The sequence below is a fragment of the Pseudomonas poae genome, from assembly GCA_028869255.1.
In the GTDB taxonomy this organism is placed as follows: domain Bacteria; phylum Pseudomonadota; class Gammaproteobacteria; order Pseudomonadales; family Pseudomonadaceae; genus Aquipseudomonas; species Aquipseudomonas poae_C.
This window is the reverse complement of sequence record CP110972.1, coordinates 89,723-103,424: the sequence shown is the minus strand read 5'-3', so window position 1 is coordinate 103,424 and position 13,702 is coordinate 89,723. Positions and strand designations below refer to the sequence as shown.

The 13,702-nt window shown below is 61.1% G+C and carries 11 protein-coding genes and 3 pseudogenes; 10 read left to right on the top strand and 4 right to left on the bottom strand.

Annotation, left to right across the window (positions count from 1 at the left end; genetic code table 11):
• Window positions 1-82: 82 nt before the first annotated feature.
• From LRS56_00490 to LRS56_00445, 10 genes and pseudogenes are all read left to right on the top strand, one after another.
• A pseudogene (locus tag LRS56_00490) lies at window positions 83-1,985 on the top strand (alkaline phosphatase family protein).
• 138 nt (window positions 1,986-2,123) lie between these two features.
• Window positions 2,124-3,136: pseudogene (locus LRS56_00485) on the top strand (diguanylate cyclase).
• A 133-nt stretch (window positions 3,137-3,269) separates the two neighbouring features.
• Window positions 3,270-4,520, top strand: a complete 1,251-nt coding sequence (locus LRS56_00480; GenBank protein WDU63107.1) for an aspartate aminotransferase family protein — start codon at window positions 3,270-3,272, stop codon at window positions 4,518-4,520.
• Window positions 4,521-4,565: 45 nt separating this feature from the next.
• On the top strand, window positions 4,566-4,838 hold the full coding sequence (locus tag LRS56_00475) for a LuxR C-terminal-related transcriptional regulator (protein ID WDU63106.1): 273 nt from the start codon (window positions 4,566-4,568) through the stop codon (window positions 4,836-4,838).
• A gap of 289 nt (window positions 4,839-5,127) precedes the next feature.
• Window positions 5,128-5,799, top strand: a complete 672-nt coding sequence (locus LRS56_00470) for a histidine kinase (protein ID WDU63105.1) — start codon at window positions 5,128-5,130, stop codon at window positions 5,797-5,799.
• Window positions 5,796-6,431, top strand: a complete 636-nt coding sequence (locus LRS56_00465; GenBank protein WDU63104.1) for a response regulator transcription factor — start codon at window positions 5,796-5,798, stop codon at window positions 6,429-6,431. The genes LRS56_00470 and LRS56_00465 overlap by 4 nt, the downstream gene beginning before the upstream one ends.
• A 190-nt stretch (window positions 6,432-6,621) precedes the next feature.
• A complete protein-coding gene (locus LRS56_00460; protein WDU63103.1) occupies window positions 6,622-7,986 on the top strand; it encodes a hypothetical protein in 1,365 nt (454 codons plus the stop codon).
• A 49-nt stretch (window positions 7,987-8,035) separates the two neighbouring features.
• Window positions 8,036-9,199 (top strand): hypothetical protein, encoded by a 1,164-nt coding sequence (locus LRS56_00455; GenBank protein WDU63102.1) that lies wholly within the window; start codon window positions 8,036-8,038, stop codon window positions 9,197-9,199.
• A gap of 112 nt (window positions 9,200-9,311) precedes the next feature.
• Window positions 9,312-9,524, top strand: a complete 213-nt coding sequence (locus tag LRS56_00450) for a hypothetical protein (protein WDU63101.1) — start codon at window positions 9,312-9,314, stop codon at window positions 9,522-9,524.
• A 213-nt stretch (window positions 9,525-9,737) separates the two neighbouring features.
• Window positions 9,738-10,457: a hypothetical protein gene (locus LRS56_00445; protein WDU63100.1), complete on the top strand. Its 720-nt coding sequence runs from the start codon at window positions 9,738-9,740 to the stop codon at window positions 10,455-10,457.
• A gap of 147 nt (window positions 10,458-10,604) precedes the next feature.
• Here the strand turns inward: LRS56_00445 and LRS56_00440 are convergent.
• The 4 genes and pseudogenes from LRS56_00440 to LRS56_00425 form a co-directional block, all read right to left on the bottom strand.
• A pseudogene (locus LRS56_00440) lies at window positions 10,605-11,687 on the bottom strand (pyridoxal phosphate-dependent aminotransferase).
• A 145-nt stretch (window positions 11,688-11,832) separates the two neighbouring features.
• A complete protein-coding gene (cyoE, locus tag LRS56_00435; GenBank protein WDU63099.1) occupies window positions 11,833-12,720 on the bottom strand; it encodes a heme o synthase in 888 nt (295 codons plus the stop codon).
• Window positions 12,721-12,731: 11 nt separating this feature from the next.
• The gene (gene cyoD, locus LRS56_00430) at window positions 12,732-13,073 is read right to left on the bottom strand and encodes a cytochrome o ubiquinol oxidase subunit IV (GenBank protein ID WDU63098.1); all 342 of its coding nucleotides are present in this window, start codon (window positions 13,071-13,073) and stop codon (window positions 12,732-12,734) included.
• A complete protein-coding gene (locus LRS56_00425; protein WDU63097.1) occupies window positions 13,073-13,699 on the bottom strand; it encodes a cytochrome o ubiquinol oxidase subunit III in 627 nt (208 codons plus the stop codon). Before LRS56_00425 ends, cyoD begins: the two co-directional genes overlap by 1 nt.
• Between the last annotated feature and the right edge of the window lie 3 nt (window positions 13,700-13,702).

The window sequence follows — 13,702 nt, the reverse complement described above, 5'->3', positions numbered from 1 at the left end:
CCGGCGCTGCACGCCGTTAACAAAATGCTGACATCCACTGCGCTACCCTCCTCTGTTCCGACTTGCTTGAGCCGCGCCCTTCATGCCTCAACCCGACACGCTACCCGCCGTTATTGCCGGCCCGATCCTGCGACGCCTGGAGCCCCAGCGCCTGGTCATCTGGCTGGTGGGCAGTCGAGCCCTGCCATTGACCCTGAGGCTGCAAATCCCCCAAGGCGAGACGCTGCAGGTCGACCTAGACGCGCAGCACTGCCAAGTTGTGCCGGTGGGGCGTCACGCCTTTATCCACCTGATCGACGTAGCGCTGGCCGAGGCGTTGCCCCAAGACTTGGCCATCGGCTACGACCTGCTGGTCGAGGGTGTCGGTATTGGCGAATGGGCGCCGCACCTGCTGTATGCCGAGGCCGATTTACCGACCTTCGTGTTGCACAGCCGCCTCCATCAGTTGGTACATGGTTCCTGCCGTAAACCCCATCACCCGGCCGACGATGGCTTGCTGTGCGTGGACCGTCTGCTCGCAGACGCCCATCACACCCCCGCCCAACGCCCGGCCTTATTGATGATGAGCGGTGACCAGGTCTATGCGGACGATGTCGCCGGGCCGATGCTGCGCGCCATTCATGCGCTGATTGCCTGCCTGGGACTGTTCGATGAATACCTGGAAGGCGCAGTGGTGGATAACAGCGAAAGCCTCTACGGGCATCGCGCCAGCTATTACCACCGCGCCGATCTGCTCCCGGCGCTGGACAGTAACGAGACCTTGCGCGAGCGGTTTTTGGTGGGGTGAAAAAACCGATCTTCACCAGCAGCACCGCCGACAATCACTTGGTGACCTTTGCCGAAGTCATCGCAATGTACCTGCTGGTCTGGTCGCCCACGCCCTGGGCGCTGATTGCGCCGCAGCCGCCGCAACTGAGCGCTGAAGAACAGCAGCGGTATACCCGCGAGCAGGTGCAGATCGAGCACTTTTGCCAACACCTGCCGGGCGTCGCACGCGTGTTCGCCCACCTGTCCACCTTGATGATCTTTGACGATCACGACATCACCGACGACTGGAACCTCAGCGCCCAATGGGAAGAAACCGCCTACGGCCACCCTTTCTCCAAACGCATCATCGGCAACGCCCTGTTCGCCTATTTGCTGTGCCAGGGCTGGGGTAACCAGCCGGATGTATTTGGCGAACCGCTCAAGCCTATCCTGGCGCTGTGCACCCAAGCGCAAGACAACCACCTGAACGCCGCCGCGCATGATCAGTTGCTGCAACAGCTGCTGGCCTTCCAGCAATGGCACTACGTACTGCCCACCACCCCCGCCCTGGTGGTGCTCGACACCCGCACCCGCCGCTGGCGCAGCGAGTTCACCCTCAAGCAACCCTCCGGCCTGCTGGACTGGGAGGCCTTGAGCGAGCTGCAACAGGCACTGCTCGATCACCCCTGCGCGATCATCGTCTCGCCCGCGCCGATCTTTGGCGTGAAACTGATCGAGACCGTGCAAAAGGTGTTCAGCTGGTGCGGCTACCCCCTGCTGGTCGACGCCGAGAACTGGATGGCCCATCGCGGCGCCGCCCAGGTGATCCTCAATATCTTCCGCCACTCACGCACGCCGGGTAACTACGTGATCCTGTCGGGCGATGTGCACTACTCGTTCGTCTACGAAGTGCTGATCCGCCATCGCAACGCCGGGCCCAGGATCTGGCAGATCACCAGCAGCGGCATCAAGAACGAATTCCCCCGCGCCTACTGGAATGGTTCGACCGGCTCAACCGCTGGCTCTACTCGCCCCGCTCGCCCCTGAACTGGTTCACCCGCCGACGCACCATGCAGGTGGTGCCGCACATTCCCGAGCATGCCGAAGCGGGCGAGCGATTATGGAACTCGGCCGGGATCGGCCAGGTGTTTTTCAACGAACAGGGCCAGCCTGAGGGTATTTACCAGCACAACGCGGATGGGAAGGCTCGGACGCGGATGGTCGCGCCGCAGCAATAGCCCATTGCCACTAACCCTAAAGCCGCACATCCGCCCTATTCAAAGTGCACAGTCCCCGCTGTACAGTAAGCCCTGCCACGGAGTATCGGCGTCAATAACGGCGGGCCTTGCGGCTAGCCTCGGCCAAGGAATGCGCAGATGGACGATATCTCCGGCAATGCCTCACAGCACAACGATTTCGCCCACTTCAACGCGGATATGCTGCATACCGTGCTGGAACTGGTCAGCGACGGGATCTGGGACTGGAACGCCAATACCGGGTTCGTCTACCGCAACCCGGGCTGGTACGAAATGCTCGGCTACCCCCGTCACTCCCTGGAGAACAGCGTGTTCACCTGGGAAAGCCTGATCCACCCGGATGATTACCCTCAGGTGATGACGCTGTTCGATGACTACATCCACCGTCGCGCACCTTTTTACCAAGCCGAATACCGCTGCCGCAAAAAAACGGCAGCTACCTGTGGGTCGAAGACCGCGGCTATGTGATTGCACGTAACGCCGACGGCTCAGTGGCGCGGATGGTCGGGGCCCATCGCGATATTCATGCGCGCAAATCTACCGTCGAAAAATTGGAGCGGCGCAATCAATCGCTTGAAGTCCTGGTGGCCGAACGCACGCGTGAGCTGTCGCGGGTCAATCAGCAATTGCAATTACAGCTGGATGAAAACCGCTCCCTGGCCGAGCGGGACACTCTGACCCTGGTTGCCAACCGCTACCGCCTGGAAAAGGCGCTGTTGGAAGAATGCGACCGCGCCCAGCGCTTTCGCCTGCCATTGGCCCTGATCGCGATGGACATTGATGACTTCAAGCCGATCAACGACCGCTATGGTCACGGCGTGGGCGACCAGACCCTGGTGCGGGTGGCGGAATGCCTCGAGCGCTGCATTCGCCCCGATGATCTGCTGGGCCGCTGGGGCGGCGATGAGTTTATGTTGGTACTGCCCAGAAGCTCGCTGGAGGATGCCAAGGTCGTGGCCAGGAGCATCTGCCAGGCGGTGCGGGAGAACCCGTTGAGAAACGACTTCACCATAACCCTGAGTGTGGGCGTGGCCGCTCGCCTACCCGGCGAATCCCCTGCCGCCCTGATGGCGCGTGCCGATCAGGCGTTATACCGCGCCAAGGCAGCGGGGAAGGATGGGGTGGCGGAATAACCTCTGGCCCCAAACGACCTTCAGGCAACCGCTCCTTCCGATTTGGAATGACCCAAAGACTTTATTTCGTTTGCGGCAGGGCCCGGTGCACGGCTTAGATAAAAGACGCCCGCCACTGCAGAGTTCGAGATTCATGAGCCGCGAAACCATCAGCCAGTCGATTTCCATCGTTCACCCCATCAGCCTCAGCCACGGTACAAATGCCGAGGTCTGGGACACCACGGGCAAACGCTATATCGACTTTGTCGGCGGCATCGGGGTACTCAACCTGGGCCACTGCCACCCCGGCGTGGTCGAAGCGATTCGTGAACAGGCCACCCGGCTGACCCACTACGCCTTCAACGCCGCGCCCCATGCGCCCTACATTGAGCTGATGGATCGCCTGACGGCCTTTATCCCGGTGGGCTATCCGGTCAGTGGCATGCTCACCAACAGCGGCGCGGAAGCGGCGGAAAACGCCTTGAAAATCGTGCGCGGCGCCACCGGCCGCACGGCCGTGATCGCGTTTGACGGGGCCTTTCACGGCCGCACCCTGGCCACCTTGAACCTCAACGGCAAGGTCGCGCCGTACAAACAAAAGGTCGGCGTACTGCCCGGCCCGGTGTATCACCTGCCCTACCCCAGCGCCGACAACGGCGTGACCTGTGCCGAGGCGCTGAAGGCTATGGACCGCCTGTTCAGCGTGGAAATCGACATTAACGACGTGGCCTGTTTCATCATCGAACCGGTGCAAGGTGAGGGCGGCTTCCTGGCGCTGGATATCGAGTTCGCCCAGGCCCTGCGGCGCTTTTGCGATGAGCACGGCATCTTGCTGATCGCCGATGAAATCCAATCGGGCTTTGGCCGTACCGGCCAGCGCTTCGCCTTCTCGCGTTTGGGCATCGAACCGGACTTGATCCTGCTGGGTAAAAGCATCGCCGGCGGTGTGCCGCTCGGCGCGGTGGTGGGGCGCAAGGCGCTGATGGACAACCTACCCAAAGGCGGCCTGGGCGGCACCTATTCCGGTAACCCGATCGCCTGCGCGGCGGCGCTGGCGACCCTCGATGCAATGACCGATCAGCACCTGCACACCTGGGGCGCGCAACAGGAAGAAACCATCCTCAGCCGCTACGCGGCCTGGCGCGCGCAGCACCTGTCGCCCTACCTTGGCCGCTTGACCGGCGTGGGTGCCATGCGCGGCATCGAACTGGCCAACGCCGATGGCACGCCCGCGCCCAAACAGCTTGCTCAGTTATTGAGCCTGGCGCGGGACGCCGGCCTGCTGCTGATGCCCAGCGGCAAGTCGCGGCATATCATCCGGTTGCTGGCACCGCTGACGATTGAGCCGGCGGTGCTGGAGGAAGGCCTGAACATCCTCGAAACATGCCTGGGGAAGCTTGAATAATTAGGTGCTATAACGAGGGTCCCTCCCTAACCCTCAGGCCATCCTTTGCCGAACATTCCCCTGGTCAGGCTCCATAACCTTACCCACAGGGAGTCGAGCGTGCTGCGGCTGATCGGGCAGGGCCTGGACTGCCAGGCCATCGCCAGGCAGTTGTCCATCAGCCCACTCACGGCACGTAAACATCGCAGCAATATCCTGGCTAAAACCGGCTTGAAAACCGCGGTACAACTGGCGATGTTTGCCCTGGAGCTTGAGTTTCGACACCTTCGCCACTGCGCCAATCACCCCCTCGAAACTGGCACCGCTGACCCGACGTGAGCAGCAAGTCGCACGCCAGATTGCCGCCGGACACACCAGTAAGCAAATCGCCAGGAACCTCGGGATCAGTGACCTGACCGTGCGTAAACATCGCCAGAACCTTTACCGAAAACTGGGCCTGCAAAGCCTGACGCAGCTCCTGCGTTATTGCCTCGATCCTGCATCTGGGGCCTGAAATCTACGCTATCGGTGGTATTGCGCTGCGCGTATGCGCCTTTCATCGTGTGAGCTGCCGCCCGTTGCAAGGAGTATCGGGCGCGATTCCCCAGGTATCGCACGGAGACAAGGAATGTCACGTCAGAAACAGCCAAACGCAGGCCGCGATAGTGCGCGCGTCATTTATGCACTCGAGGCCGAGCGCCAACGTATTGCCCGCGACCTGCACGACCGCCCCGCCCAGACCCTGGCCTGGGTGCTGCTGCGCCTGGCGGATCTGGAGCAGCATGAGGCTTGCCAGCCCATTCGGTCGACACTCCAGGAACTGCGCCTACAGCTTCAAAGCATGAGCCAGGACCTTCGCCAGCTCGTACAAGACCTCAACCCCCAGCCCACCACAGGAGGGCTACTGGACGATGCCATGCGCGCCGCAGTGCATGACATGCATCGACGTTTTCCCGGTTCACCGTCGGTGCTCCTGAACCTGCAGGGGCCCAGGACGGCCTTGGCGCCGCAGGTATTGACCCCGGTGATACGTGCGCTGAAGGAACTGCTGGCCAACCTGCGCAGGCACAGCAGGGCCGACGAGGCACTCCTCAGTTCACACTGCCAAGACGGCACTATCGTCCTGACCCTGACCGACCAGGGCCAGGGTTTTGACCCCCTCCATCGCGGCTTCGGCTTGCAGAGCATCGCCGGTTCACTGGACGCCGTCGGGGCGCGCCTGGAGATCGACGCTCACCGTGGCGTCGGCACCTCGGCGCGTATCCGGCTACCGCGCCGCGTTATCGGGGGCAGGCCATGAGCGTGAAGATCCTGCTGGTGGACGATCATCAGCTGTTTCGCCAGGGCATGGTCGCCTTGCTCGGCAGGGAGCACGACTTGAGTATCGTGGGCCAGGCGCAAGACGGTGTGCAGGCGCTGGCGCAGATTGAACTGCAACAGCCGCACCTGATGATTCTCGACCTTGAAATGCCGCTGCTCAGCGGCCTGGACACCTTGTCACGCGCACGCCTCAAATACCCGGACTTGCGCGTGCTGTGCCTGTCAGCCCACGGCGAGCTGCGCAGGATTTCCCAGGCCCTGGAATCGGGCGCCTGCGGCTATCTGCTCAAAGAGTGTGCCTACGAAGAACTGGTCAAGGCCGTACGCACGGTCGCTGGCGGGCGGGCGTATTTGTCACCGGATGTGGCCACGGCCATGGCGATCGGCCGTCACGCCAGCCAGCGAAACGGCCTGGCCGGCGCACCGCTGAGCCCTCGTGAAAAACAGATCCTGCAACTGCTGGTAGAGGGTTGCACCACCCGCGTCATCGCCGAGCGCATGCACATCAGTGGCAAAACCGTGAGCACCCATCGCGAACACATCATGGCCAAGCTCAACCTCAAGGGCATCGCACAATTAACCCGCTATGCGCTGCGCGAAGGGCTGATCTGAGCGCTGCCATCGGCATTTATACCGATACCAAATCAGCCTTTTTGAGCCTGAAATTCAGCATTGCGCACAGTGTGCTTGCCCTCCAAGACAACGACCATGGAACCCGGCGATCAGTGCAACTGATCGCCTTCGAAGGCTGCGGCGGGTGCTGCGGTGCTCGGTTAACTCAACCGATTTGGAGCTCGATGACATGGCTAATGTTGACACGCTGGACCTGTGGACAAAATGGATGGGCGCCGTACAAGCCACGGCATTGCCGGGCGGGCTGGGAACTGGCCAGCAGTTCAGTGCTGGTTCCACCACCCTCAATATCGACCTGGGGAACACCGACCCCACCATCGTCAATTACTACATTCATGGCCTGGGCGACGTGGTGCCTGCCAATAGCCCGTCCTACTCGGCCGGCGGAGGCCTGCTCTCCAGCTACGCCGTGTTCCTGGACAAGATCAACCTGGGGGCGGTGCCCAACCCCAACCTGGCCAGCCAGTTGAATATTGCGACCACCGCCCTGAACACGGCGCAGACCGCGTTCAACAATGTGATGACCCAGGCGATCCAGCAATACACCAACTACAAGGCCATCAACTCCCCACCTTTCGTGCCGTTTTCAACGTGGGTGGTGCAGAACTATCCCAGCTACATCACCGCCAACAACCAACTGCTCGGCGCGGCCAATACCTTGGATTCGTTGATGGTGCAGGTGTACGGCGCCGGTTACTCCGTGCTGCAACAGGCGCGTTCCAAAGTCGGGATCAATGGCGCACAAAGCCTGATCTCGCAGAACGCCTTCAACATGGCGGTCACCTCCGGCTCCATCGCCCCACCCGGTTCGCAACCGGTGGTCATCGGTGGCTCCACCCCACCGCCGGCGACCGCCCTGGTTTCCTCACTGGCACCTTCCTACTCGCTGCAAGCCTTCGCCACGAAATACGCCGAGTGGCAGGCTTCCAGCGTGGCCGGGCAAACCAGTGCCGGTGCAAGCATCTCCATCACATCCAGCACGGCCACTTACAACCTGGATGAGTCCGGCTGGAGCGCGTCGGCCGATGCCAGCCTGTTTGGCGACTTCTTCAATTTCACCGCGAGCGGCTCCGCCAGCGGGCAGAAGACCAGCATCGACACCACCAGCAGCGACTTCTCCCTGACGGTCAACTTCACCGGTTTTGGCAGCTTCCTGATCTCGCCCGGCACCTGGTGGGATTCGGGTGCCTTGGTCGCCACGTACCACAACCAGCTCACCCCTGGCGCTCCGGACTTCTTTGGCGAGGACGGCTCCCTGGCCAGGTTTGCCACCCAAGTGGTGGTGGGCTTCGAACCCACGGTGATCCTGCAAATGAAGTCCAGCGACTACAGCAATGTAAAAAGCAGCTGGGAAGCCCAGTCCACCGCGTCCATCGGCATCGGGCCGTTTCGGATCGGCTCGGTCTCGGGGTCGGCCAATGGCACCAAGCAAAACATCCAGTGGGATGACGCCTCGGCCTCGGTGACCATCGGCCCGGTCAGCAGCAGCGTGCCGGTATTGCTGGGGGTGGTCAGCCAGCAACTGGGGGCTTGATGCCCTGCCGGGGGCCCTCGCGGCTCCCGGCCTTTCAGGAGATACGCACGTGTTGACGGACCAATCCTTGTGGCAGCTCTATATCCAGGCGGTGTCACGCCAGGCAGGGCTGATGCCGAACGAAGTGTTTTCAGTGGCGGGGTTCAATACCTTCAGCGGTTTGGGCAGCCCGGCCAGTGAAATCTGCAATTGGTGTATTTACCTGCTGGGCAATGGCATCCCGACCGCCAATGCCACGTATGCGGCCCAAAGCGGGGTGTTCAGCGCGTACTGGATTTACCTGAGCTACCTGTTGCAGCGTGCCACCCAGCCTCGCCTGTTGGCACGTGCGCCCGCGGCGAACGCTGTGGATTTCGAAGAGTATCGCCAACTGATCAGCGCTCACCTGGCGACGCCGCCCGCCGCCCGGGCCAACCGCTTATTCAGTACCGGTACCGACCCCCTGGCCAGCGCGCACCGGGGCCTGCTGTCGACGCTCGGCCCGCGGGCGCCGGAAATCGCGGCCGCGCTGAACCAGTGCTGGCTGGCCGCTCAACCCGAAAAGGTCGAGAGCAATATGTGGGCGCAAATCACCGACGGCGCCCAACCCTTTCTGTGCCCTGGCTACGCCCTGGATAACTGGAGCAGCACCTTTGCAAGCTGGTTGAACCGCTCCGCCGGCACACCGGTAAGGGTGTTTGAGCAGCTCGGCATGGGCTTGCCTGATCCGGCGCAGGGCAACGCAAGGCGGCTACTGAGCACAAACCCATGGCCGGCGTTTTTCCAGTCGACGCCTACGGCAACGCCACTGCTCGCCCTTGCCCAACCCCAGGCGCCAAGCATGAGCATGAGCCTGGCAATGAGCGCCTTTGAGAGTTTCCCGCTATTGGCCCAGCGCTGGCTGGACCGCAGCTTTTTTGACGCCGAACGCTACCCACTGCCGACGGGGGCGCCCCCCTTCCTTTCGGCTGATGGCCCGCTGGGTTTGCTGCCCAGCCGCGCAGTGATCGGCTTTCAACCCAGCCTCACTCTGCGCGCCAGCAGCGGGCCCACGGCCCGGCAGTTGGCCAACAACCTCAACCGCATAGGCCCGTTCGCGGTGCAAGCCAGCGCGAGCACAGCGGTACCGGTTGCGAACAACGCCAGCCAGGTGGACCTGCATTTCGACGCCAGCGATTCCAACGTGCCGGTCTTGCTCGGGGTGGTATGCACCCTCACGGCGCACAGTTTTTGACGAGTGTTCCACCCCATCCATCAAGGAGGACTGCGATGAAAAAAACACCCGACAGTTGAAGGCAATGCGCACTGAAAAACCGACGATTAAATCAAGCAAGAGGATTCACATCATGGCCAGTTATTGCCAGGAAAAATTCGAAAGCAACACCGGTGCCGAGAAACGCGTGTGCTGGCGCCAGGACAAGCACGTGCATAACGCTGCCCTGATCACCACCATCGCGATTTGGCTGGGTAATCAGTACGGCGGCACCTGGACCGTGCGGGCCGGCAGCTACGAGTCGAACAAGTCGAGTTGCGGGAAGGATGCCGTGTCGTATCCGTGATCCAAACCCCGGGAGCCATCACGGCTCCCGGTGCTCCTCAATAACGCACATCCGCGCGATTGCTGCCGTTGGGCCAGCCCTTGACGCCACTTTGTCTTCGGGGCGGGTGCATTGCGTTGCGATAAGGGCACTATGCTGCCTTGACCTGCCCCCCTCCCCCCTGAAAATGCCCGACGCTTTTTTGTCTCCGTTTACTGAAGTAGTGAAATTTCAATGTCCGATTCTTACACCGAAAAATCCGCCACCGAAGAATCCGTAGTCGCCTTGCAGTCCAAAGCTGAATACGAAAACGCCATCAATCTTTCACAGCATGTGCCTGCGGCCAAGATCATCAGCGAGATGGTGCTGGACGCGTTCCACACCTCCAAGGAAAGCGACCAGATCCGCGAACTGCGCGTGGCCATCCGCCAGGCTCACGATGCCTTCGACGACGACACAGCCTACGACCTGATGGGCCAGCTCAAGCAGCTCAAGGACGCCGAAGCCGCCGACAACATTGCCCTGGAAGACCTGAGCAGCAAGTTCTCGATCAGCCGCATCCTGTCCAGTTTCAAGGATGACCCCGAGTTTCAGGAACTGGTCTACGGCCTGGCCCTCAAGGTGCTGAACCAGTCTCACCAGGCCATCAGCAACCCAAGCGCCGGCAAGGGCAAGGCATCACGCCCCAAGAAAGAAGCCGAAGTGTTTGTGATCAGCAAGGATGGCATCAGCGTCACCCTGCCGCTGCGCACGCCGCGCTCCAAGCTGAATGTCGACCGTGAAGCGTTCGAGTTCCTGGGCTTCAGCTTTGTGGGTGAAGGCGATGAAGCGGAGCTTGAGGTTGAGAGCTTTGTGGATAACGCCGGCGCTGAGCAGCCGTTGAGCCGCAAGAGCGTGATTACTGCACTGCAACAGCAGACCGCGTTTGATGGGTACAGCATCGCGCAGCAGTAACCCGTTCCGCACACTGCGCCGGACTAAAAATGTGGGAGCGGGCTTGCTCGCGAAGACAGAGTGTCAGTTGACTTATCAGTAGCTGATCCACCGCTTTCGCGAGCAAGCCCGCTCCCACATTTGCCCTGTGTTATCCCGGCGAACGCACTAGACCTGCGCCGCAAACACCTCGCGAAACCGCGCCATCTCCCCCTTTGCTTCCCACTGTCACCCGCACCCACTGCGGCCAGTTCTTCCACACCCTGCCGATCATCACACCTTGCGCGGCGAGCTTGTCGATGACTTGCTCCGCGGGCTGCTTCACGTCGATCATGAAGCAGTTGCTCTGTGACGCCGTACAGGTAAAGCCCCGGGCCTTGAGCCAGCTGACCGTTTCATCGCGCAGCTGGGCATTGAGCGCCTTGCGTTGTGGCAGCAGCTTGATGTCTTCCAGGCTGGCAAGCCCGCCGAGCAAGGTGGAACCCGCCGGTACATTGTCGCCGCCAAACACCGCCAGCCGCTCCAGGAGCGCTGGGTGGCCGACCGCCAGGCCCAGGCGGGCGCCGGCCATGCCGTAGATTTTCGAGAACGTGCGCAATACCAGCAGGTCGTCGTGGTCCTTGACCCAACTCACTACGCTGGGCGCGTCGGAAAAATCGATGTAGGCCTCGTCCACCACCAAAACGCTGCCTTTGGGTTTGTTGGCCAGCGCCTGGCGTATCGCCTCGGTGGGCGTGAGCGTGCCGGTGGGGTTGTTGGGGTTGCACAGGTAGAGCATGCCGGCCTGTGGGTCGGCGGCAAGCATGGCCGGGACGTCATGCGCGTGATCGGCGTTAAGGTCCACTTCGCGTACCGGCGCCTTGTTCGACTCGGCCGCCTGGCGCGGCACTTCGTAGGACGGCGTAGCCATTACCAGGCCACGGGTTTCGCTGGTAAACGCCAGCGCCGCGTAGCGCAGGGCCGCCATGGAGCCGGCAAACACTGCCACCTGCTCTTCGGTAATCCCCTGCTGCTGGGCAAACAATCCGGCCAGGGCATACATGTGTTTGTAGGGATAGCGCCCCGCCGTGGCAATCCCGTGCTGCATCGCAGCGCGTGCGGCCTGTGAGGGGCCGTAGGGGCTTTCGTTGTAGTTGAGCAGCACCTTGTCGGTCTTGATCGGCGGTTGCGCGGCAACGGCCCAATCCAGGCGGCCCAGCAAGGGCAAGGCGGCCCCAGGGCGAGAAGGGATCGACGACTTACGCTGACCATGGGGCAACTCCTTGTTGGCGGGTGATGGATTCGCACGGCATGTACAGAGGGGTATGACGAGAAATGCGCCGGCGAATTTAAACCCGCACCCAAGAAAAAGCCCCGCGCTTCTCTCGAAGGCGGGGCTCTTTCACTGCGGTGACACTCAGTGAGCGTAGGTCAGCAACAGCTCTTTCGGCACTTGGAAATCCAGGGACATCATCACGCTGAGCGCGGTGATGGTGAAGATCGAGAACACGAACAGCTTGCGCGCCCAGACGGTGTCATCCACCGCCTTGTAGCCGGTCCAGGCCATGTACAACCAGTACATGCCCATGGCGGCGGCGACGGCGAGGTAGCTCATGCCGGCGTAGCCACTGAAGGTCAACATCAAGGTCGCCACGAGGAAGGCCAGGATGTACAGCAGGATGTGTTTCTTGGCCACCTGGATGCCACGTTTAACCGGCAGAACCGGAATCGACGCAGCCAGGTAGTCATTGAAGCGGAAAATCGCGATGGCGTAGGAATGCGGCATCTGCCACAGGCTGAACATCACCAGTAGCGTCAGCGCGGCCATGTCGAAGCTATTGGTCACAGCCACATAACCAATCACCGGCGGCATCGCCCCCGACAGACTGCCCACCAGCGTGCCGTGCACCGACTTGCGCTTGAGGTACAGGCTGTAAAGGCCGACGTAGATGACAAAACCGATCACGGCAAACAGCGCCGCCAGCGGGTTGGCCACCTTGTACAACAGTGCTACACCGGCAATACCCAGGACGGTCGCGTAGATCAGTGCCAGTTTCAGGGAGATAAGGCCCTGCACCAGTACACGATTCTTGGTGCGCTCCATCTTGATATCGATGTCACGGTCGATGCAGTTGTTGAAGACACAACCGGAAGCTACCACCAGGGACGTGCCGATCATTGCAGCCAGGAAAATGGCCAGATCGACATGCCCCTTGGAGGCCAGGAAGAAACCGCCCGCCACAGAAAGCACGTTACCGAAAATGATCCCCGGTTTGGTGATTTGGATAAAGTGCTTAAGCGACATCGGGTCTTACCTCACTTCGCCATCATGAACGTATGGATGCTGAACATGATCCATATCGACAGGCCAACCAGCAGCAGGATTACCAAGCCTGCGAACACGAACGCAATCACGTTATCGCGCTGCTCTTTGGAACGGTCCAGGTGCAGGAAGTACACCAGGTGAACCAGTACCTGAATCACCGCGAACGCCAATACGATCATCAACGTGATCGACTTCGGCAGAGTCGGGTACATCACCAGACCGAACGGGATGAGCGTCAGGATTACCGACAGGATGAAGCCGATAGCGTAAGACTTAACGCTGCCGTGGCTCGCATCATGGCTGTCATGGTCATGGGAGTGTGCATTAGCCATTACAGAGTCCCCATCAGGTAAACAACGGTGAAGACGCAGATCCAGACCACGTCCAGGAAGTGCCAGAACAGGCTCAGGCAGCTCAGGCGAGTCTTGTTGGTGTTGGTCAGGCCGTGTTTATTGACCTGATACATCATCACCGCCATCCACAGCAGGCCGGCAGTTACGTGCAGACCGTGGGTGCCGACCAGCGTGAAGAACGCCGACAGGAAACCGGAACGGTGCGGGCCGTAGCCTTCGGAGATCAGCAGGTGGAACTCGTTGATCTCCATGCCGATAAAGCCCAGGCCGAACAGGAAGGTCAGTGCCAACCAGCTCAGTACGCCTTTCTTGTTGCCCTTGTAGAAGGCCAACATGGCGAAGCCGTAGGTGATCGAACTGAACAACAGCAAGGCGGTTTCGCCGAGCACGTAAGGCAGTTCGAAGATGTCGTGGCCCGACGGGCCACCCGCTACGTTGTTTACCAGTACCGCGTACACCGCAAAGATCGACGCAAACAAGATGCAGTCGGTCATCAGGTAGAGCCAGAAACCGAAAACGGTCATCGGCCCCGAGTCGTGGTGATGGTCATCGTGCCCATGGTCATCGACATGGGCGTGTCCAGCATTGGTCACTAAGTTCGACATGGT

Coding starts and splice junctions, on each gene's coding strand:
- LRS56_00470 (WDU63105.1), top strand. CDS start 5,128: ATGTCACGTCAGAAACAGCCAAACGCAGGCCGCGATAGTGCGCGCGTC.
- LRS56_00480 (WDU63107.1), top strand. CDS start 3,270: ATGAGCCGCGAAACCATCAGCCAGTCGATTTCCATCGTTCACCCCATC.
- cyoE (WDU63099.1), bottom strand. CDS start 12,720: ATGTCGCTTAAGCACTTTATCCAAATCACCAAACCGGGGATCATTTTC.
- LRS56_00465 (WDU63104.1), top strand. CDS start 5,796: ATGAGCGTGAAGATCCTGCTGGTGGACGATCATCAGCTGTTTCGCCAG.
- LRS56_00425 (WDU63097.1), bottom strand. CDS start 13,699: ATGTCGAACTTAGTGACCAATGCTGGACACGCCCATGTCGATGACCAT.
- LRS56_00450 (WDU63101.1), top strand. CDS start 9,312: ATGGCCAGTTATTGCCAGGAAAAATTCGAAAGCAACACCGGTGCCGAG.
- LRS56_00445 (WDU63100.1), top strand. CDS start 9,738: ATGTCCGATTCTTACACCGAAAAATCCGCCACCGAAGAATCCGTAGTC.
- cyoD (WDU63098.1), bottom strand. CDS start 13,073: ATGGCTAATGCACACTCCCATGACCATGACAGCCATGATGCGAGCCAC.
- LRS56_00460 (WDU63103.1), top strand. CDS start 6,622: ATGGCTAATGTTGACACGCTGGACCTGTGGACAAAATGGATGGGCGCC.